This is a genomic window from Flavobacterium sp. ACN2 (assembly GCF_002303885.1).
Lineage (GTDB): Bacteria > Bacteroidota > Bacteroidia > Flavobacteriales > Flavobacteriaceae > Flavobacterium.
The window spans coordinates 1-23455 of record NZ_MRCM01000029.1 but is presented as its reverse complement, the minus strand read 5'-3'; the positions used below and the strand labels follow the sequence as shown (position 1 = coordinate 23455).

Below are 23455 nucleotides of genomic sequence, written 5' to 3'. Positions count from 1 at the left end.
GTCTAATACTTCTCACACTTATTGCAGAAGTTTTTATTATACGGTAAGTAATCAATTGTTAAAAAAAATGAAGGTCTTTCTTTTTTTTTTATCTTAGCAAAAATTTTACTTCTATAACTGCCTCATATACAAAATTTTATCAAGCCTTCTTTTTAAATAATCCAATTTTTGTATATACAATTTCAGTGTTTTTTTTTGAAAAATTATAGTTAAAACAAATGATGTTTCTCAAATATCATTCGTAACAGCGAAAATCAGTTTTGCATTTTCATTGTAATTTTTTTGATTGAATAAACGACACGGATATATGATTTTCAATTTACTTATTAATAAAAAGAAACTAATATGCCAACTCCTATCCCTGCAGGTATAACACTTGAAACCATTATCTATAATGGTCCAACAAAGGACAAAAAAAATCTTCTTTTTTTAGGCGATGGCTTTAGTGCAGCTGATAGAGCTCTTTTTGATAGAACAATAAATGAAATTGTGATCCGATTTTTTAGAAAGGCTCCTTTTAATCTTAGAGGAGTTAAAGAACACTTTAATATTTTTAAAGCATTTACACCATCACCGAGCTCGGGTATTTCATGTGCCGTGCCTGTCGACGCTAATGGGATAACAGTTCCAGACAATCCTGGCACAGCTGGAGCGGCTATTGGCACTATGATACAAAAATCAAATGCATTGGGACTAACTTATGGTTATCTGATAAACGGAACGCCAATGGCCAGACTTATAGGACCTAAAACTGGTGATCAAACATTAATAATGGATTTTATTGCTACGCTTACTTTGCCTTCTGAAGCTGCGGCAGATAATTTAATACCGCAATGTTGGGCTGCTCCTCCAAGTGGTGTCTCTTCCTCTACAGGAAAAGACCATGCATTAGTTATTGTATTGGTAAATGATGATAAATATGGTGGAGGCGGGCATCCCGATTTTGCAATGGTCTGTTTGGGCGATCAGCCTGGTTTTCAAGGATTATCAACTTCTGCTGCGGGTATAGACCATAATCCGGGCACTCCAAGAAATAATTATAATAATCTTGCTGCCGTGAGCATGCATGAATTAGGCCATTCGCACTTTAGACTTATAGATGAATATTCTGAAATAAACACACCAGCCATCGCAACTACAGCAGGCCATTTTGATGGTACTGATGTGCGTCCTAATGCTGTAACACGGAGAGATGTGCTTGATACTGTTACGAATGCATTTGACCCCAGCAAGGCCAAATGGTACAAAGACGCTTATCCCGGCAGCTCAGAAAAATTAATCGGCACCGATGCCTTTACTTATATGCAAACCAACCTCAAACCGCTATGGGAGCGACCTGCAGGTACCGTATGCGCCAATATTGGTTTTGACGGATCTACGAAGTATCCACCTGTATCGATAAGAAATGGTATTCGCTATCCGCAACGAATTATAGGTTTATATGAAGGGGGCGCCAGAGAAGGCTGTGGTGTATATATTCCTGCAGGATCGTGCAGAATGAAAAGTACAAGTTATGATAATGATTTTTGTTATGTATGTAAATATGCAATTATAGAAAAGATAGACCCAACACTGCTAGAAGCTTTGTATCGAACTTTTTACCCAAGACCTTAAAATAATTAAAAAATGGCGGCTGATAAAAGTACATTTGAGTTATTAATTGAAGAGCTAGGACAAGCCATCAATGGTGTGCTCAATGATATAGGCAATCCTGTAAAGTCTCCTCAAACCACTTTATACTTCCTTCGCAACTTGGGTTGGAATGTTCCTGAAAGTACAGACCTCTCTTCGTCTCCTCTTAAATTTATCAATAGCTTTTCTTCCATTAATCTTAATAATACTTCCGATTACGGATCGCTTATCGGATCACTAAAAAATGTAATAACCGATTTTGATTCCATCAAAGATAATCTTGGTCTTGGCGCAACATTATCTGATTTTGGCACAAAGTTTCCTAGACAGCTTCTTGATTATACGATCATGCGGCATCTGCAGTATGAACATCCAAAAATTTCTGCTTTCTTCCTCTTCATTGGTATTTTTGATAATAGCTACCAACCAGCGGCATTGCCTGCCCATATTGCCTACAAACAATATCGTATTGAATGGGAAAGATTAATCATTTTTCTACAGGAACCACATCGCATACCAGAAATTGTTTACGGATGGGGTACACCAACTTATGATGGTAAATTATTAATAGAAAATATTGAACATTTACTAAATGCGCTAGAAATACAAACTGGCGTTTATATGCCTACTGGAGATATTACTTCACAATATAGTTTAAGTGGTGATGCCTTGTATGTACCATTTTTTGATCTTGATACGGTTAAAGCTGGACTAGAAGTCTATCCAATTGCCACAGATAGCACTCCAAATAACGCAGGGTTGGCAGTGTCGCCATTCTTTATCGGAAGTGCTGAAACAGAAATTGTAATCAATGAAAATTTTTCCTTACTTATTAAGGGCGGACTTAAAATAGATAAAACCACAGGGGTAGAAATAAGACCCAAGACGGCCATAACTTTATTTGATCTTACTGCTGCCTCTGCTATTAATGGTAGTATTGAAGTAACTTTTCGAATATCGGGCCCAGAACATCTGGTACAATTAGGTGCGCCAGAATCTTCCAGACTCGAAATAGGAGCCATAGAATTAACTGGTAAAGCTCAAGTAAACCAGCAAGGCAATGATTTTACTATTGAAATTGCCGTTAAAGATTCACGTGTGGTAATAGATTTAGGTGGCGGAGATGGATTTATTTCTTCTGTACTGCCGTTGGATCCTATAGAAGTTCCTCTCGATCTTACTGTAGGATACTCCACTAAAAATGGCATTTACTTTAAAGGAAGTGCAGGAATACAGATTCAATTGCCCATCCACATTTCATTGGGACCTATTGAAATTAGCGGTATCACCATCGAAATAAAAATAGAAGACCGAAAAATACCTATATCGGTAAGTGCTGACTTTAAAGGCGAATTGGGTCCGCTTACAGTGGTTGTAGAAAATATTGGAGTGAGCACCAATTTAAGTTTCCCCGAAAATAACCGTGGAAATATGGGGCCATTTGATCTGGGTTTTGGCTTTAAGCCACCAAATGGACTGGGTCTTTCTGTAAATGCTGGAGCAGTCATTGGCGGCGGTTACTTATTTTTTGATTTTGAAAAAGAAGAATACGCTGGTGTACTAGAACTGACAATTGCAGGATTTATTTCTGCAAAAGCAATAGGCTTGATTACGACAAAGATGCCAGATGGCAGTAAAGGTTTTTCAATGCTTATTATTATCACGGCAGAATTCTTTCCTCCATTTCAACTAGGTTATGGCTTCACATTGAATGCTGTTGGCGGATTATTGGGATTGAATAGAACCATGCTGTTGGATCCATTAAGAAATGCCGTGCGTACTGGAGCAGTAAACAGTATCATGTTTCCACAAAATGTAATTGCCAACGCACCAAGAATTATTAGTGATCTAAAATCGATATTCCCTCCCTATGAAGAAAGATTTCTAATTGGCCCTATGGGAAAAATTGGCTGGGGAACGCCAACTTTGATTACACTTTCACTTGGTATTATTATTGAAATACCTGGAAATATTGCTATTCTGGGAGTACTTAAAGTAGCATTGCCAACAGAGCAAACGCCATTAGTTCAAATACAGGTTCTATTTGTAGGAACTATCGATTTTGACAAGAAAATGCTAACCTTCGACGCGAGTCTCTATGAATCATTTATTCTTACTATGACTCTGGAAGGCGATATGGCAGTGCGTTTGAAATGGGGCGATGAACCTGATTTTTTATTGAGTGTAGGAGGTTTTCATCCGTCATACACACCTCCCCCGCTTTCATTACCCACCATGAAACGCCTTTCTCTCACGATCCTAAATACAGACATTGCCTTGATACGGGTAGAATGTTATCAGGCAGTAACATCCAACACGGTACAGTTTGGTGCTAAAGCAGAGATTAAATTTGATCTTAGAGCCTGTATCATAGAAGGAAGTATTGGTTTTGATGCCTTGTTCCAGTTCAGCCCATTCTATTTTATTATTCAAGTATCGGCCAGCTTCAAACTTAGTGCCGCTGGTATTGATATATTAAGTGTAAGGGTGAGAATGTCTCTTGAAGGACCAACTCCATGGAGAGCGAAAGGTACTGGTAGTGTTTCTATCTTATTTTTCGAAATATCTGCCGACTTTGATGTTACTTGGGGAGAAGAAAAAAACACAGCCATACCAGAAGTGGCTATCTATCAAAAATTCCTCGACGATTTACAGAAAAGAGAATACTGGAGTACCATACTGTCAAATAACAAAAATCTTTTAGTATCACTTCGAAAAATGGAAGAGTCGGCAACAGCGCCTCTTGTGTTACATCCTGCAGGATCACTGGTAGTACAACAAAAAATACTGCCATTACAGGTAAAAATTGATAAAGTAGGAAGTCAAAAAGTGAACGACGTACAAAAAATCACTATTAAAAAAGCAACTAGTGATGACAATGAACTAAAAATCACAGAAGTAAACGACAACTTCGCCCGAGCACAATATCAAAACCTTACCGATTCAGAAAAACTGTCTAAGCCTTCTTTCGAAAAAATGCCAAACGGCGTTCAAATATCATTGAGTAATACAATTATCAAAAATGGAAAATTTGTACGAAAAAATGTCGCGTATGAAATTACCATTATCGATAAAGAGCCTATAAAACCATTTAGAAAAGGAAGATTCTTTATGGAAATCGGCATCTTGTTCAATCATTTCCTAAAAGGAAACAGTGTATCTAAGTCTACTTTATCTAAATCTCATTTGAATAAAATGCAGCCTTTTGCAGAAAAAATTTCTATAAAAGAAGAAGGTTATACGGTAGCCTTAAAATCAAACAATAAGGCACACACTGCGCACGCAACATTTGAAAGTGAGATTATGGCGCAGACCTATATGGAGGAGCAAATTGCCAGACAGCCAGGACTGAAAAAGGAGCTTCAAATTATTCCTAATTATGAATTACAATCATCATGAGCGAAACATTAGCAAACTACTCTTTTTTACCATGGTTACGCCAAGGATTATCTAACAACATCATTAAATTCGACAATGATAGTTCTGTGCTTTTGCGTGCCTCTATAAAAGTAGCACTCGAAATTGAAGCAATAAAAGTAGATGGAAAAACGGAAGACAACAGAATATTACCAGCTAAAGAAATTCAACTTTATGGACCTGGTGACATTGTAGGTATAGATAGTAAGGCAATTGTAAAAACAGAGCCCAGAAACTGGATCACAAATTTTGAACCTAATTATTTACCTTATATCGAATTTTACGAAGAAGATTTTCCATGGCGATACACGCCCGCAAGACCTTTTGAGAATAGACTTCGTCCTTGGCTCACACTCGTCGTACTAAAAGAAGATGAATTTGAGGATGGACAGAATATGAAAGATAAACCGCTGCCTTTCTTTAAATTGAAAAGCGGAAAAAACACTGCTGATATTTTCCCGAAATCATCAGAACTTTGGGCATGGGCACATGTACACGTAAATACCGATCTTTCTAATGGAGCAGTCGCAAACACTGCAAATTCAGACACTATTACTGATGCTATTAATGATTTAATTAATAAAAATCCTGATAATGCCTACTCTAGAATTATTTGTCCAAGAAAACTGGAACCCAATATTGGATACTATGCTTTTCTTATTCCCACTTTTGAAAGCGGGAGACTTGCTGGATTAGACTACGAAATTCCTTCAACTTTAGTAGCAAGTAAATGTGCATGGGATGACAGCAACGTTTCCGAATTTCCGTATTACCATCGCTGGCATTTCAAAACAGGTAATATGGGTGACTTCGAATATTTAGTAAACCTATTACAGCCAAAGCTTGCTGATAAAAGTATTGGAGTAAGAGATATAGACGTGATACATCCAGGCTCTAATCTTCCTCCGATAAATGACCCTGAACTCCATCATATTTTAAAACTCGGTGGCGCACTAAGAGTTCCTTTCGATTCGATGAAGCCCGCCGATAAAGCAATTGCAAAAAAATATGATGAATGGGATGAACATCCCTATCCGCATCAATTTACCAAGGCTATGGCCGCAAGAATAAATCTTTCTGATGATTATAGCATTGCAGCAAATACTATGGAGCAGGTAAATTTTGATGCTGGAATTATTTCAGAAGATGATCCTACAAAAGGTGATCCAGATCCGGTAATCACTTCTCCATTATATGGCACATGGCACGCACTACAGCAACGTTTATTGAAAACCAGCGATAGTACAGACCTTCCCAACAATAAAAACTGGATACATGAGCTAAACCTTGATCCGAGATTCAGGACAGCTGCGGGGATAGGAACTAAAGTTATTCAGAAAAATCAAGAAGAATATATGCAAGCGGCTTGGGAGCAAGTAGGTCGTGTTACAGAGATTAACAACAAGTTCAGATTTGCACAACTCGCATTGCAAGTATCTTTAAAATATTATAACAAACATCTGACGCCCCTGATTACCGAAAAAGCGTTTATGTTTACGTCACCCGTTCAAAAAAGGATTATCTACAAAAACCTTACTGTCTATCAAACCATATCAGAAAGTACGATACCATCTGTAATGACTTCGGGTAAATTTCGCAGCATTACAAGAACCAGAGGTGGTTTTATGAAGAAGCTAAACTTTTCTGATACCGTTACTCCTTATAATTTAATAGATAGAATAAACAACGGCGAAGTTGTTGTTACACCGCCAAAAACAGATCCCGAAGGCGCAATAAACCTCACCGACCTGGCCGAGGAGATGGCCCCAACAGATATTCCGCAATTGATTGTAGAGCTCTTAAAAAAATACAAGTGGTTCAAGTTTTTGCCTCTGTTATTATTGATATTGCTATTCTTATTCATGCTACTATTCGCCGCATCGTTAAGCGGATCTGTGGTATTGGGACTTATAGGAGCTGCATTGGTATGGTTCTATCTAAAATTAAAAAAATGGAACAACGATGTTATGGCAGCCACTGCTGTAACACAAGACAGTCAAACGCCTGCTGCAGTAGACCATTATCCTGTTAGTCCAGGCTTTGTCATAACATTACCCGGAAGCACTTATACACCAACAACTGGCAGTACAGACAGTGAAGAAGCCATTAAATTTAAAACTGCTTTAAAAGATGCTTTTACATTGATAAGTATTAAGTTTCCAGATCCTATACGAAAACCTGTGGATTTAAAAGACTTAACTACTTCAGTGGTAAGCTCACTAAATCCCGTTATTACTATTCCTAAAAGAACCCATCACAGTATTACTATCCCGGCTCGTATAGCCACCAATATGGTAGAACAATTTGCGCCAGTAATGGTATATCCGGAGATCGATATCCCAATGTATAAGCCATTGAGCGAAATGTCTTCAGAATTGTTTCTGCCAAATATCAACCTTATCGAACAGAATAGCATTACACTTTTAGAAAACAACCAAAAGTTTATTGAATCTTATATGGTCGGCATTAATCATGAAATGTCAAGAGAATTATTGTGGAGAGAATATCCAACCGATCAAAGAGGTTCCTATTTTAGACAATTCTGGGACGTACAAAGTTTCTTGCCTCCACAGCCTGAATCGGAAACCTCAGCACAAGAATTAAGAGAAAAATTAAGAGATATTCCTAAAATACACGAATGGTCAAAAATTAATACTGCAAAAGTTTTTCCTTCACAAGCAGACTCTCCATTGAAAAATGAACTGGGTCAGCATAACCAAAGGGCGCTAATAAGCGGAAAAACACAACTGGTATTGGTGATAAGAGGAGAATTACTGAAAAAATACCCAACAGCAGTAATATATGCACATAAAGCAGATTGGGGACCTGATCAAACTATTATACCAGACCAGCCCGCTCCAAAACCCAAAAGTGTAAGTGAAGAAAGGATTTTTGCAAAACTTTCTGCAGAGGAGGAAAAAAATCCACCACAATCTATTATCAAAACGCCCTTGTTTGAAGCAAAAGTAGAACCTGATATTTACTTTTTTGGATTTGATCTTGATGACGAGGAAGCAAGAGGTAAATTAAATCCAACTTCAATAACGGATGATCCAGGCTGGTTTTTTGTCATAAAAGAAAGACCAGGCGAACTGCGCTTTGGACTAGACATTGAAAAAGCAAAGAATGCGGCAGGAGAGGAAAAAATTGTAAACTGGAACAACCTTTCTTGGAAAGATATTCAAACGGCTGACGGAAGTTGTATTGAAATGAATAAAACAGTGACCTTAAAAACACCCAATGCTGATGATCAGGAAAATATAAAACACCCAGATGATGTGCAAGCAAGATGGTCTCCTGACACCAATGCCGCTGAACTTGCCTATATCCTTTATCAGGTTCCAGTACTTGTTGGAGTACATGCTAGCCGAATGTTACCCAAATAACTTTAATTATGAGTGATCTAAAAAACATACAGGACGCACAAAACAGTAACCGAAAACAATCGGCTGCGGTGAACATTGAAATTCAAAAGGCGCAAGCTGCATTGGAGAAACTAAATGCTGACGAAAAGGAAGAACTAAAAAGTCTTAATAAACAAGAACGCGAATCAAAGAAGTTATTCAATGAAAAACAAAGAAACCAAATAATAAAAGATATTGGAGAACTAAGAGATTCAAAAAAATCGATTAAGGCCAACTACGAAAAGATAGCGAATGCTTTTTTAGCACAACTTGATCCTATAAAAAAGATCACAGAATTAAACGACAACATTCCTATTCTGATGTTTCCGTTACGTTTAGAAACAAGATTCAAATCAACTGGCAATCAAAAACAGCTTTGGTTACGAGTTTATCCCGATGATTGTAATATCAATAGCAAAGAAGAGCTCTTATCTGAATCTGAATTGAAAAATGCAAAAGCCTTTTGGATAGAAATGTGGAAAGCAGGCGGCATAAAAGCAGATGAAAAAGCGGCCTGGAGAAGCTTGGTAAATAGCCATGGTACGGGGCGTTCTGCTTATATCATAAAAGAGTATAAACCTGCCAATAGTAAAACTGTAAGGCCTAGCGCGGAATATAAAATATTTGTGGTAAACTCTTCTCTTTCCTTAAGCTCGGCTGAAAAAGATGCCGCAACAAAATATTGGTCAGCATTTTGGTTTGCCAAAGGCGACACTGTAAAAATTGATAAGGCAAAAGAAATTTTAACCGCAGGAACAAACTCTGCCACAGCAACATCAATACAAGAAAACTATATTCCGGAAAATATTAGTGATGAAATACCTGAAGAACAAGATAGTAGTAAAATCATAATTTCTGAAATCGATCTTCCTGATTATACCGCTAAAAATAGTTCTTGGACACAGTCGGCTAAAACAATGGGACTTCCTAATAAGTTTGTAGTAACCACCTTTGATGGAAATGTAAAAAAAACAATACTGTTTAATAACCCTGTCAAAGATCATTTGGCTGTAAGTGTAGATCCCTCTTTAACAGGCGATGACCAGCTTAAGAAAGATGATGATAAAAGCCTTATTCTCAATGATGAATTGAGCTGGATGGTAGATTTTGAAAAAGCGGAACAGGCTGGAATGGCAACAAAAATAGACCTTACACCTGAGGAAGCGCAAACCGGTTTTAAAAAATTATTTGTTACAGGCATAAGATTCACTTCTGATGAGGCGGATGGTCAAGAACAACTGGAAACCTTATTTACGGATCATTTTTACAGCAAAAATGGTCTTGAACTAATAAAACAGGGAGCACCTACAAATAATACTGAAGACGCGCCTGCTGCATATACATGGACAGATAATGGCGATGATAGTTTTGATTCGTTTTTTAGCAATACTGAAGATTTTGTTTCGGCAGATACACCAGATAAAAAATCAGATGGCGAAAAACTGGCGGATTGCCTTGGAATAGATCCTGCCATACTAAAAAATGTAAAAAATGCCAACGGCAAAGATCAGTTAGAAGCTTATGCTATGAATACGGCACTTTTTCCAGCAACGTTGGGCTATTTTATGGATGAAATGATGGATCCATTATTCACCGACAGGGATATCGAAGCTACCAAAGCATTCTTCTCTGGTTTCGTTTCAGGACGAGGTCCTATACCGGCCATACGAATCGGAAAACAGCCTTACGGAATTCTGCCGATAACTGTCTATTCCAAATTAAATTTCTTAGGAAGAGACAATAACACAGACTTATCCAACAACATTAGAACACCATTTCTGCCAAGACTTCACAGATGGCTGATGAAAATGGACAGCACTTGGGATGAATTATTAATAGATGTCGCACACATAGGCAAAACAACAGATGATGCCCACAAGCTATTATTAAAAATTCTAGCATTGAATGCCAATTCAGTTGAGTTTCATCAGCGCTATGCACAGTCGAAAAATCAAATGCATAATCAGCTAAATCTGCAGCATCATTTTCTTTTAACACCAAAATTTGAAAAGAAAATGCAGGAAAAAGCAAAGCAAATTTTAAATGAGCTTGGAATTGACACCGTTCCTATACTTGAAAAATTCTTTCTGAGTCGTCCTAATCTGTTGAGCGGCCCATTTATTGATGATGTACCCGATTCCGAAACATCTGCTATCCGTCCCTATAGTGCAAACGGATTGAATTATATCGAATGGCTGGTTGCAACAGCAGGCGATAACGTACGCAGAGATGATTTTGGTGATCAAGAAGCCCCGACAGCACTACTCTATTTACTTTTAAAACACGCGCTTACCCAATCACAATCCAATGCAGCGGCAAATGTGTTGGCAACAAACAATCTCATTGCCAGCAGGAAAGTATTTAAAGATCCTGATTTTTTACATGTAGAAGCCAAAGGTATTGGAAAAAGTAAATACGAACATTTATTCAGTACCTATCCTACTATCACTGGAGATGCTACAACGAAATTAATAGATTATATCCAGAAACCCAATATTTTACACAATCTGGCAGAGACGGAACAATTGAAGGAAACAATTGATGCTCTGAAAATACTGGAGAAAACACCAACCGCAAGATTAGAACGTTTATTAACCGAACATCTAGACTGCTGCAGCTATCGCATTGATGCATGGAAAACGGGTTTGGTACAATACAAACTTACGGAACAACGTTTAAGAAACAGCAAAAATACTCAACCTTCAAAAGGCATCTATCTTGGCGCCTATGGCTGGTTGCTAGATGTCGAGCCACAAAATAAATTACTTACCAACGAAACGCTTACACCAGAACTGAATGAAATATTCAATAAAGAAAACAGTACTCCGCTCCAATCAGACAGCAAAAATCTTGGTTTCATACACGCGCCCTCCTTAGACCAAGCCGCCACCGCTGCTATTTTGCGCAACGCTTATGACAGCAACAAAGATGCTGGCAGTGGCAATCCTTTTGCCATAAACCTCACATCAGACAGAGTGCGTGTAGCCTCTAATTTTTTAGAAGGTATGCGTAATGGTCAGCCTCTTGCCGCATTACTTGGCTACCAATTTGAGAGAGGTTTGCATGACAAACACAATCTTGGCAAAGGTGAAGTAGATAAATTTATTTTGCCTTTAAGAAAAGTCTTTCCGTTGGTGGCAGATAATCTTATAGACACTAAATCAAAACCTGAAGAAAATGAAGAAATGATAGCGGCAAACAATGTTCTTGATGGATTAAAGTTCATTAATTATATCAGAGAAGCTTCTGTTAAAGTATATCCTTTTGGTTTGGCATCAACTTTTAATTTACCCACGGCCACTCCAGATCAAGCTAAGGCAATAAAAGAAGAACTCGACTACATTATCGATATCAACGATGCGATATCCGATCTTGTAATGGCAGAACAAGTCTATCAAGTAGTGCAGGGAAATTTTGAAAGAGCATCTGGAAACGCAAATGCATTTAGTAAAGGAGATTATCCGCCCGATATTGACATTATCAACACCCCTAGAAGCGGTGTAACCCTTACACATCGAATGGCTATTCAGTTCGATAGTGATGCAACCGCAATTTCAGGTGCAATAGCCCGAGCAAAAGCCGAACCTGCTGTTAACAAATGGCTTATCGAAAATTTACCGGCGCCAGAAAATGTGATCTGTAATGTAGTCTACACTACGCCTCTTCAGGCCGATATTCCAATCACCGTTTCTCAAAAAGAACTGGGACTGGAAGCAATTGATCTTTTATACGTATTAAACACGGACACTGAACAATCAATGACTGAATTGGATGATAGAATATTGAATTTCGTACGCTACACCAAATCAAATCATCCAAAAACAACCATCAAAATAAATTATACTGAAGCTGTAAGTACAACAAATAAAGCGAATGTTTCTTTCTTTGAATTGGCTGCCTTAATAAAAAGCTTACGCAAAATATTGATCGGATCTAAAGCGATAACTCCTACTCAGGTGTTGTTATCAACAGAATCTGCAACACCTACTAATCTCGATGATGTGAAATTGAAGACAACGGTAGAAAATTTAATAGATATTGATTTTGATAGTGTCAAAACAAGTTTAGAAAATATTAGCACCAACACACATTCGTTTACCAGCATTTCGGCACAACTTTCTAATGATATTGGAACACTCATAACTGACCCATCTATTAAAGACAACATCATTATACAATTAAAATCTGATCTCAAAAACTATCTTGCTGACCCAAATCCTGCTAACAAAGCTATAATCCTAACTGCATTTGAAAATAGTATTAATTCTATAGGTGTGCCTTCAACCATTAATACTTTAAAAACAACCTATAATAACTATCTAGAGCTCTATGCAAATGATTTTGTCCATTTTGACACCTTGGTAAAAGATATTTCTACGCAGTATTTAAAAACAGCACTTTTTGATAACGTGCAAACAGGAATTGGCTTTATTCATAGCGGCGTAGCGGTCATTTATGAAAATGTATTCACTAAACTAGATATTCTGATAGAAAGATGGAATAAAAAATTAATTGAAGCAGAACTCATAATGTCGACTTATACTACAACAGCCGATCCTGACGAAAAAATAGAATTACTTCAAAAAGCAGAGCAGCAAATTTCATCTGTTTCTACTTTTCCAGTTTTACCATTGGCTGCTTATAAAACCGCATTTGATACTAAGAAAGCCGATTTTATTAGTTTATTGAATAACATTAAAGCACTAAAAACAAATAACAAAACCACAATTATTGATTTTTTATCAGATGTAAATACAACCATTAAAGAGGTAAGCGTATTCGATACCGTCGCATTTGACACCGTAACCGAAAGTAACAATACTAACACAGAGCTATTGCAATTGGCTTTATTGAAAGAAGATATTGTAGTATCTCTAAACAACCTTCAAAAATATATTGAGAAAAAAATAATCAATAGTAAAGCCTTAATAGCCGAGGCTGATGCAACAGTTGTTAATGCCGATAAAATTGCTGCCCTTATAAAAGCTGCAAAAACAATATTGGGAGATGAAGCTTTACTATTGCCACGCTTTACACTAAATAGTACTTCTGCCGCCGAATTTAATAACGCTCTTACTGATAAAGACCAATTATTAACTTTTATAAAAGCAACAGAAAACAGCCTATTTCCAGTTGAAGACTGGCTGGGAGGAGTTGCCAGAGTGAGAGATAAAGTGCATCATTGGGAAAACATTGTTTTTCTCACCGATGCATTCAAACCAACAGTCGAAGTAAACCTTACTGCCCTACAATTTCCTTATCAATCAAATGATCGCTGGCTGGCTGTAAAATTTAGAGAGGATACCGCCACAGAAAAAGATGAAAATGGCAAATACATCTTTAACATCAAAAATGATAAGCTGCTCTATACTGCACATTTTGCAAAAGATTATGATAACACCAAACCACAATGCGGTATTGTAATAGATGAATGGACAGAAGTAATTCCTGCGAATGAAGAAACAACCGGAATCGCTTTTCATTATGATCAACCTAATAGCGAACCTCCGCAAACAATGTTTTTGGTAACGCCTCCGCAGATAACCGGAAATTGGAAATGGAACGATATCATTGAATCTATGGAGGAAACTCTACAGATGGCTAAAAAACGTGCTGTAGAACCTGCCCAAATCGAAGGTTCAAGATATGGACATTTTCTTCCTGCGACCATAATGGCTGTAAGCATGCATTGGATTACCGCTTCTATCAATCTGGCTCAAAACAATAATATTTATAAAAAAATAAACAATGGTTAATCCTATTAAAGATATCAGAGAAGCGCTTGAGCTAAAGCTATTCCCTACCGTAATGATGTGGAATAGACTTGAAGGAAGACCACGCGCCCATAATTTTGACCGCGCACTAAAAGCCGAAGTACGAGATGCATTATGGATGCTTACCAAACAATGGCAAATGGGAGAATTTAAAGCCGATGATGCAGGTTCTCCTGTATTTGCAAAAATTCATATTACCAGTTCGCATTTACAAGAGTACAAAGCGGCTGATAATACCGTTCAAAATTTTGAAAACAATGTCCCTCTCGAAGCAAAAATAGAACAGAAGAAGATTGCTTTTAAAAGAGAAGAAAAAAAGATAAGTATTGATATTAGGTTGCAAATGGGCAGATACTGGTTACAATTATTAAAAAAATATACTCTAAACTACCGAAATATTTATATCGAAAATTATGGTTTTACCATGCCACCAAATAATCGTGATAATGCCTCTATTTACGCTCATAAAAATGTATGGCAACAATATGCCGCTATAAGCGGAAGAGCAATGGATGGCTATGCACTATATGAAAAGATTATTTTGGGCACACCCGCATCTGACGGTATTGTTTTAAGCGATCCTGGACATCAAACAGTACTTGACAATGATCTCGCAAATGACTTTAAGGACTGGTACGCTAAAATATATCTTCAACCGAATGATGAAAAGAATACTGCTTGGCTGCCTAATAAATTAGAATACCAATTTGAGTGTAGCGCAACAGCTGAAAAAACAGAAAAAAAATTGTCTGCTGCAGAATATTATCAAGGACATCCAGATTGGTATGTATTTGATATTAAAGAACAAAAAACGAATAATACAGGAGAACCTCTCAACAAATTCACAGATACCTTTATACCTTCACATATCGCATTTGAAGGCATGCCGGATCGAAGATGGTGGCAATTTGAAGATTCTAAAACCGACCTTGGAGATATAAAACCCTCAACAACAGAACTTTCAAAACTATTATTAATGGAATTCGGATTGGTTTTTGCTAACGACTGGTTCTTAGTACCATACACACTTCCAATTGGTTCTTTAGCCAATATTGAAGGCCTCACAGTGAAAAACAACTTTGGAGAAACGATCTGGATTAAACCAACTGAAGAAATAGGCAAAGAGAATACGAGTTGGAGTATGTATAAATTACATTCAGAAAAACAAAATAATACACTATTTCTCTCCCCAACCGCAATGAAAGTACATGAAAGTGATCCTATTGAAGAAATTGTATTGATAAGAGATGAAATATCGAATATGGTCTGGGGAATAGAAACCGTAATTCCGTCTGCAGCAGGTATTGGCGAAAAAGGAAGCGAAGCGGCATTGCGTGTGCGTCAATTTCATGAAAACATCGTAAACAAAAATACCCCAATTGCAACATTACCCTATTCAGCCAAAATCAGTTATCAGGCTATGAGCAATGTTCCTGAAAACTGGATCCCATTTGTGCCGGTACACAAAAAAAATGATAATAGGGAAATCCAATTACAGCGTGCCTCTTTATTAAGAATTATAGAAAAAGATCAGGAAACGCCCAAAAAAATCAAGCCACAATCCAGTATTCTGCGCGAAGGTTTGGATGAAATTCCAAAACCATTACCCTATTACATTCATGAGGAAGAAATACCAAGAGCAGGTGTAAAAGTATCGCAATCCTTTCAGCGCACGCGTTGGCTGAACGGAGAGGTATTTGTATGGCTTGGCATGAAAAAGAAAATCGGAAGAGGCGAAGGCAGCAGTAATCTGGCTTTTGATCAAATCAAAGATGTCAAGGATTAATTGAGTGATCACCGTTTTGAAGCTGCCTCAGTTTTTTACCATAAAAACGTTATGGTAGATTAGCATAGGAATTAAAAAATGATAATTTGCCGTACCGCTAAATCTGCCATAATCCTATTTTTTAGATTTAAAAATTGATTAACCTTTTGGAGCTATAATTTGGTAATTCCCACTCAGATGCATTAAACTGAAAAGATACATTAATCCATCATAATAGGGATCAAAATAACCGTCTTCGTAAGGCTCTAGCTTGGCATTCCAAACCGCACGAACAAAATCGATACTTGCTTTGTCTTTATTTACTAATGATGCTGTAGCTGCTGTTCCTACTAACCCGATTGAATGCCTCAGTTTTTTCACCGGACCCGCCTGAAGAATAAATTCAGGAGTAGAACCATCTAGATTGAACTGATCTTCATAAGTATCTAATCCTTTAGATCTTAAGAAATTTTGAAAACGCTTCGCATAGTCTTCCTGCCATTCTTTATCTTTTCCGTACCAAGTATAATCCATAGCAATGTTCATTGGAACGCGCCAAGAATCATAACGGAATCCAGGAGGCATCCAAGGTGTCGGATGCGGTTCTCCATTAAATTCTGTATAATCTGAATTTAGCCCCGTAACAGGATGGCAGGCTTTATGCAAAAAGTTACGCGAAACATCGGCACATTCTTTATAAAACTGCTCATGTCCGTCTTTGGCATACAAGGCCCATATTTCATAAAAGGCAGGAACATGATAAGAAGGATCTGTCCAATTGTAGCCTCCTCCTTCTGGTATAAAAGAAATTTGCTTATGTTCTGTATTAATAATATTATGCACATTACCCGTTCCGTCTTTTTTCCACATAGCATCTAATATTCTTCTGGCTTCTTTGTAGTAGTCTATTCCGGTATCATTGCCCCATTTATTAGAAGCGAAAAGCAGACTCGTTACATAATACAATTCTCCGTCTGAAGCAGAACCTGGAGAATTTTGTTTTTTAGTCTCTGGATTTACGCTCCAAGCAAAGTAACCTTCTCTTGGTCCATCTTGATGCTGCATGTATTTTACCGACCATCTCCATAGACGATCGAAAACATCTTTTTTATTGAGCTGAACCGCAACCATCATTCCGTATGACATTCCTTCTGTACGAGCATCTTTATTTTTGATATCAGAAACGTATCCTAAAGCATCCCCTTCTTCAAAATAAACTTTATCTGGCCCTTCAAAAACATCATAATAGGCTTTGGCCAGTTTCTTGTCTATTTCAATCTGGCTATAACCTGCTTCTTTAAAAAGATTACGGTATTGCGGTCTTTTTAATGCTGATTTATCCGCTTTCTTTTTATTTTGACTAATAACTAAAAACGGAACCATCACTGCAAAAATCAATAGTAGAAGTCGGGTTCTAATCAGGTATTTATTTGTAAAATCTTTAGCTATAACCATGTTTCTATTTTTATTATTTTACTAGTTAATTGAAAAAAAATTGCGCTTTGAAATCTTTCGTTTCATTAGAAAAATTAAATCTGCTTTTTACTTGATTTTGCTTACTCCTTCTGCAGTTTGTATTATTTTCTGAATAGTGCCATCTTTATTATAATGCATGTAATCTACACAGATGGAACGTCTGTAGCTGCCGCCTGTTGGCAGACTTCCGTTATGATAAAAGAAGTATGATTTTCCTTTATAATCTATAATGCCAGGATGTGTGGTAAAACTATTCTGAACATTTTCCTGAATAATTCCTTGATAATTCCATGGACCCGTAATATTTTTAGCGGTGCAGTATTCTATCATTTCAGGTTTTGTACCTTCACTGGCATATACTAAATAATAAAGTCCTTTTCTTTTATAAACCCAAGGACCTTCAATGTAATTTTTAGGTTTAAAAGTGGTAATAGATCCATCTAGCTCTATCATATTCTTTTTAAGTTTAACCCATTTACAGCTTCCATTGCCCCAGAACATATAGGCTTGCCCGTCGTCATCCACAAACACAGTCGGGTCAATATCATCCCAACCGTACGTCATATCGGTTGTCATTTCGTTTATTATAAGGGCTTTTCCAATTGCATCTTTAAAAGGGCCTGTAGGACTATCTGAAACCGCAACACCAATTGCTGCACCGCCTTGGCTTACCTCATCTTTTTTATGAAATGTCGAAACAAACCAATAAAACTTTCCGTCTCTCTCGATGCATTGAGCTGCATAAGCATCGCCCGTTGCCCATGAAAATGTGCTAGGCGAAAGTAGCGCTCCGTGATCTTTCCAGTCTTTCATGTTTGTTGTCGAAAATACATGCCAGTCAGCCATTTTATAATTAGTATCCTCTTGAGTTGCTACATCGTGTCCTGTATATAAATACAAGATTCCCTTATGTACAAGAGGAGCAGGATCTGCTGTAAAGATGTCCTTAATAATAGGGTTTTGTGCTTCTATGTTTACTGTAAAAAAACAAGAAATGATCCCCAATAAAATTTTACTTATATTTTTCATTTTTTGATTCAATTAATTCAAAATGCCATTTGATTTTTCTTCGATAGTTTTTCTCTAAACAATAAACAGCGCAGTAAATGCGCTGTTTATAAAAACTAACTTAACTTAAACTAACCAAAATTTAAAGCCTTAATAACCAGGATTATTATCGCTAGGCTTTATTTTAGGATTAGACGAGGTTTCTCTGTTTGGTATTGGCCATAACTCGCTTTTACCAGCAGTAAAACCTGTTCCTTGTAATACAGTGTTTGCTATACCCCATCTTATAATATCATCAAAACGAGATTGTTCTCCGGCAAATTCTACTTGACGTTCGTGAACAATTGCTGCAAAAACAGCCTCTTTTGTTGGAGCAATGTTAGTGGTCAGGTTGGCTCTGTCGCGCACCTGTTTGATATATTCTATTGCCACTGTCTGAGAACCGCCATCTCTTTGGTTTTCACATTCTGCTTTCATAAGCAGCACGTCGGCATAACGCATTACTTTAAAGTTGATGCTTGATCTTGTTGCTTCATCTTCTCTATTGTAATAGTTTTGATATTTTTTCCAGCCTGCTCTTCTAATACCTGCAGAGGTTGTAAAATTACCTGCTACCATTACTTTGGTTCCTTTTAAATAAGACGATCCTGGCACATAAAAAGTATCTCCAAAACGGTTATCACCTGCTTCATACGAATCTAAAAGATCGTCTGATGGATAAACATTATACCAGCTAAGATTTCCATATTCCTGACCTCTTAGTGTTGACTCCTCAAAGCCTGTTCCTCCACTATCACCAACAGCACCCCATTGATCGCCAGTTCCATTTTTTTCATCAAACTCAATTTCAAAAATCGATTCTTTACCATGTTCCGTTTCTTCCATAAAGTTGTTGTAAAAATTCCCTTTATCTTCCAGACTGAAACCTGTCACATTATTAAACGCTGCTAAAGCTTCAGTATATTTCTTTTGATATAGCAATACTTTACCCAATTGTGCATAAGCGGCTTCTTTATTGGCTCTTCCTGCTGATTCTGATGCTCTTGGCAAAAGATTTTGAGATGCAAATACAAGATCCTCTTCAATCAAAGCATAAGCCTCTGCTTTAGGGCTTCTTGCATTTCCAACAATAGTATTTGTTTTATAAATTGGCAAATCGCCAAAACGTTTTACTAATAGAAAGTAATAGTAAGCTCTTAAGAAATGAGCTTCTCCTAAATATTTGTTCTTTTTTTCCTGAGATAAAATAGAAGCTGGAAGATCATTAATTTTCTGCTCGTTATCTAGCACAAAATTCGCTCTGGATATTCCCGTATAACAAGATTCCCAGTAATATTGAATAATATCATTTCCTCCGTTAAAAGAAAAATCCTGAAAAGGTTTTTTGTTCCCCTCTAACTGCGGGTTCCCTAAAGCGTCATGCCCCATAAGATCCATCGCAAAGAAAAGATTTCTTCCATAAAGCCCTCTGGTCTGAAGATTTGCATAAGAAGCATTTACAGCAGACTGCACCTGTGCCTCAGTTTTAAAGAAAGTTTCAGGCGATAAAGCATTGGGATTGCTTAATTCTAATTCGCCCGTGTCACATGAAGTTATGGTTAAAACTCCAGACAATACTATAAGTATATATTTAATTTTTTTCATCGTCTTTTAAATATTAAAATGTAACATCAATTCCAAAAATCACCGATTTTGGCTGTGGATACCTTCCTAAATCAATACCTGCTGAGTTCGCATTAGCATCTGCACGTGCAATTTCTGGATCTAGACCTGAGTAATTTGTAATGGTAATAAGGTTCTGTCCGCTTACATAGAATCTTGCTTTTGAGAAATAGCTTTTAAAAGCATCACCAGATAGTGTATATCCTAAAGCGATGTTTTTTAATCTCGTAAAAGAACCATCTTCTATATAACGCTGGTTTGCAGAAGACCAGTTAATATCTGCACCTTGAGCTCTTGGCAATGTTGCAGAAGGATTGGTAACAACACCATTGACAACATTTGCTCTATCTAAAACATCTGTGCTGGCATTAAACAAACGGTTCATTCCTTTTAAATCAAAAGTATTTGCATTGTAGATATCATTACCTGCCACACCCGTTATAAAGCAATTGAAATCAAAGTTTTTGTACGCTGCGCTAAGGTTTAAACCATAAGTAAAATCAGGATACGGATTTCCGATGTTTGTTTTATCATCTGAATTGATCACTTTATTTCCATCACGATCAACAATTTTAATATCACCCGGTTTTATAGATGTCTGTCCTGGGCCAAAAACAGCGTCTACTTCTGCTTGATTTTGATAAATTCCATTGGTCTGATATCCATAAAAGTAAAATAGCGGCTGACCTACTTCTAATCTTGAAAAATTCTCTAAACCTGCTCTTGGTGAAGGTCCGCCTAAAACGCTCGATACCCCTGGAGCTAAACTCACTACCTCATTTTTACTAGTACCTAAATTTGCCACAGCAGACCATGTAAAGTCTCCTTTTCTGTCGTTGTAACCAATCGAAACTTCAAAACCGCTTACTTTTACGTCAGCAATATTTTGAATCTGCGTTCCACCGCCTGCAGATCCAACAGAAGCTGCAAGGGGAACTGCAAAAAGAATATCGCTACTCTTATTGTTGAAATATTCAAATGAACCCGTTAGCTTTTCATCAAAAAATCCAAAATCAAGACCAATATTTCTATCTAATTTTGATTCCCATTTTAAGTCTGGATTAGCTGCCACTCCCAAAGAAACTCCAGGTGCATTCGCTCCTCCAATTGGATAATTGTAATTTGCTATTAAAGTAGCGCTGTATTGGTAATTTTCTATTCTGTCATTTCCTGTTGTTCCTGTACTAGCTCTAAGTTTTAATGTGCTGAAAATAGAATTTTGCATGAAATTTTCTTTCGCTATATTCCAACCCGCAGCAACAGAATAAAAATTACCCCAACGATTATTTGATCCAAAACGAGAAGATGCATCTCTACGTCCTGAAACTGCCAGCATGTATTTGTCATCGTAGTCATAGTTAATACGAACAATATACCCTAAGTTTTTTTCTTCATAATTTGCAGATCCTAAACTTCCTTCATTATATCTCAACTGATCAATTTCATTTGAAATATAGTAACGGCTGCCAGCTGCAACACTTTGCGATTTCCCATCAATTTTAGTAATAACTCCTAAAACTTCCAGATTATGTTTGTTTGCGATCGTAGTTTTATAAGTCAAACTATTATCAAAAACGATCGTCTGCCCTTGAGAATTTGTTTCGTTTGTTGAAGAAAACGCCTGCTTGTGGTAAGAACCATCCTGAAAACTCGGAATGAAAGTGTGATCTTTACCTGTATAATAATCTAAAGAAACTTGTGATCTGAATTTCAAACCCTTGTAAATTTCTAATTCAGCATAAATGTTTCCAATTATAGATAAGTTGTTTATTTTCTGATATCCTAAATTAGCTACACGAACAGGATTTTCTGCGTCATTGCCATCAATAGCGCTCGGTCCTTGGTAACCGCCTAAATTATCTTGATTATATATTGGTAAATAAGGTGCCATTTTTATAGCATGTTCTAATAATGTTCTTCCTCCTGCAGTACGTTCTGGATTAATAGTACTAAAAGAAACCCCAATATTGCTTCCTATTTTTAATTTACCAATATCTTGCGTATTATTAGCTCTAAAAGAATAACGTTCGAAACCTGTATTAACAATGGCTCCCTCCTGTTTCATATATTCAGCAGAATAGCGGCTTGTAGAATTCTCTGTACCATTTGAAAAACTCAAATTGTAATCCTGCATAAGTCCTGTTTGAAAAATCTGGTCTTGCCAGTTGGTATTTATGTTTCCAAACTCAGCTGCTCTAGCCGTTAAATCACTTCCTAAATCTTTAGCGTATTGAAGGTATTGCTGTGTATTTAAAACATTATATCTTTTTGTCACTTCCTGCCCTCCAACGTAAGTGCCAAAGCTTAACTGACCTGGTCCTTTTTTACCTTTTTTGGTAGTCACCATAATAACACCATTAAAAGCTTTAGAACCGTATAAAGCTGTAGTCGAAGCGTCTTTTAAAACAGAGATGCTCTCAATGTCATTAGGGCTTAAGCCAGAAAGATTTCCAGTTAAAACTCCGTCAATTACATAAAGCGGAGCACTGTTTCCCATGGTAGCCAGACCACGAATACTAACTGTAGGATTAGAGCCTGGTGCACCATTTACAACGGTAACCCCTGCCGCACGTCCTTGTAGTGCAGATTCAGCATTTGTAATAGGTACAGCGGCAATATCTTTTGAGCTTACCGTAGAAACTGCACCAGTAACCTTAGTTCTCTTTTGAGTACCATAGGCTACTACAACTTCATTTAAATTTTGTGTAGATTGAACAAGAGTTACATTGATTGAGCTTCTTTCGCCCACAGTAATAGTCTGTGATACTAAGCCCACATAAGAAAAAGTTACTTTATCGGTTGGATTAACTCCTTTTAAAGAGTATTTACCGTCAAAATCGGTTGATGCGCTATTCTGCGTTCCTTCTACATTAATACCGGCACCAGGTAACGGAAATCCTGATGGGTCGGTAATCACGCCATGAATGGTCTTTGATTGTGCCATTATACTATGACTGCCCACGATCAGCAGTCCGATTAGTGCAATTTTAAGTTTTAAGTTCATTTTAATAGTTTTTTGTTTGGTTTAAATAGTTAATGGTTTGTTTAAGTTACTTGTAATAAAAGTTCATTGATGGTATTTTTATTTGGTTATTTATTTTGAAATCTTTTCATTTTTGAAAAAATTGATTTCCGAAAATTGTAATATTTTGGTAACAAATATAAAAAAACAATCAATAAAACAATCGGTTGCATTGTATTTTATTTAAAATAAAAACAAAAAAAAACTAAAATAAAAACATTAAAAATATTTTTAAGCTTAAAAAAATAAGAATAATTTATTTTGAAAATAAATTTCAAATAAATTATAATAATTC

The 23455-nt window shown here is 36.8% G+C and carries 9 protein-coding genes; 5 read left to right on the top strand and 4 right to left on the bottom strand.

The genetic code is table 11. The features are described 5' to 3' along the window. The first annotated feature begins 597 nt into the window (after positions 1 to 597). The 5 genes from BSF41_RS23065 (at position 598) to BSF41_RS23045 (ending at position 16013) form a co-directional block, all read left to right on the top strand. Positions 598 to 1614, top strand: a complete 1017-nt coding sequence (locus BSF41_RS23065) for a M64 family metallopeptidase (RefSeq protein WP_253251882.1) — start codon at positions 598 to 600, stop codon at positions 1612 to 1614. Positions 1615 to 1980: 366 nt separating this feature from the next. After that, entirely contained in the window at positions 1981 to 5031 is a 3051-nt protein-coding gene (locus BSF41_RS23060) for a DUF6603 domain-containing protein (protein WP_141248183.1), read from the top strand. After that, positions 5028 to 8435: a hypothetical protein gene (locus BSF41_RS23055; protein ID WP_095931826.1), complete on the top strand. Its 3408-nt coding sequence runs from the start codon at positions 5028 to 5030 to the stop codon at positions 8433 to 8435. Before BSF41_RS23060 ends, BSF41_RS23055 begins: the two co-directional genes overlap by 4 nt. 8 nt (positions 8436 to 8443) lie before the next feature. Next, positions 8444 to 14209, top strand: a complete 5766-nt coding sequence (locus tag BSF41_RS23050) for a hypothetical protein (RefSeq protein WP_095931825.1) — start codon at positions 8444 to 8446, stop codon at positions 14207 to 14209. After that, complete coding sequence (locus BSF41_RS23045) at positions 14202 to 16013, top strand: hypothetical protein (RefSeq protein WP_095931824.1); 1812 nt, start codon at positions 14202 to 14204, stop codon at positions 16011 to 16013. The genes BSF41_RS23050 and BSF41_RS23045 overlap by 8 nt, the downstream gene beginning before the upstream one ends. A gap of 138 nt (positions 16014 to 16151) precedes the next feature. Here BSF41_RS23045 and BSF41_RS23040 read toward each other — a convergent pair whose 3' ends face one another. From BSF41_RS23040 to BSF41_RS23025, 4 genes are all read right to left on the bottom strand, one after another. Beyond that, positions 16152 to 17447, bottom strand: coding sequence for a glycosyl hydrolase family 8 (locus BSF41_RS23040; RefSeq protein ID WP_095931823.1), 1296 nt, complete (start codon positions 17445 to 17447; stop codon positions 16152 to 16154). 87 nt (positions 17448 to 17534) lie between these two features. After that, positions 17535 to 18497, bottom strand: coding sequence for a glycoside hydrolase family 43 protein (locus BSF41_RS23035; protein WP_095931822.1), 963 nt, complete (start codon positions 18495 to 18497; stop codon positions 17535 to 17537). 129 nt (positions 18498 to 18626) lie between these two features. Then, positions 18627 to 20120 (bottom strand): RagB/SusD family nutrient uptake outer membrane protein, encoded by a 1494-nt coding sequence (locus tag BSF41_RS23030; RefSeq protein ID WP_095931821.1) that lies wholly within the window; start codon positions 20118 to 20120, stop codon positions 18627 to 18629. Between the two features lie 13 nt (positions 20121 to 20133). After that, on the bottom strand, positions 20134 to 23142 hold the full coding sequence (locus tag BSF41_RS23025) for a TonB-dependent receptor (protein WP_095931820.1): 3009 nt from the start codon (positions 23140 to 23142) through the stop codon (positions 20134 to 20136). Between the last annotated feature and the right edge of the window lie 313 nt (positions 23143 to 23455).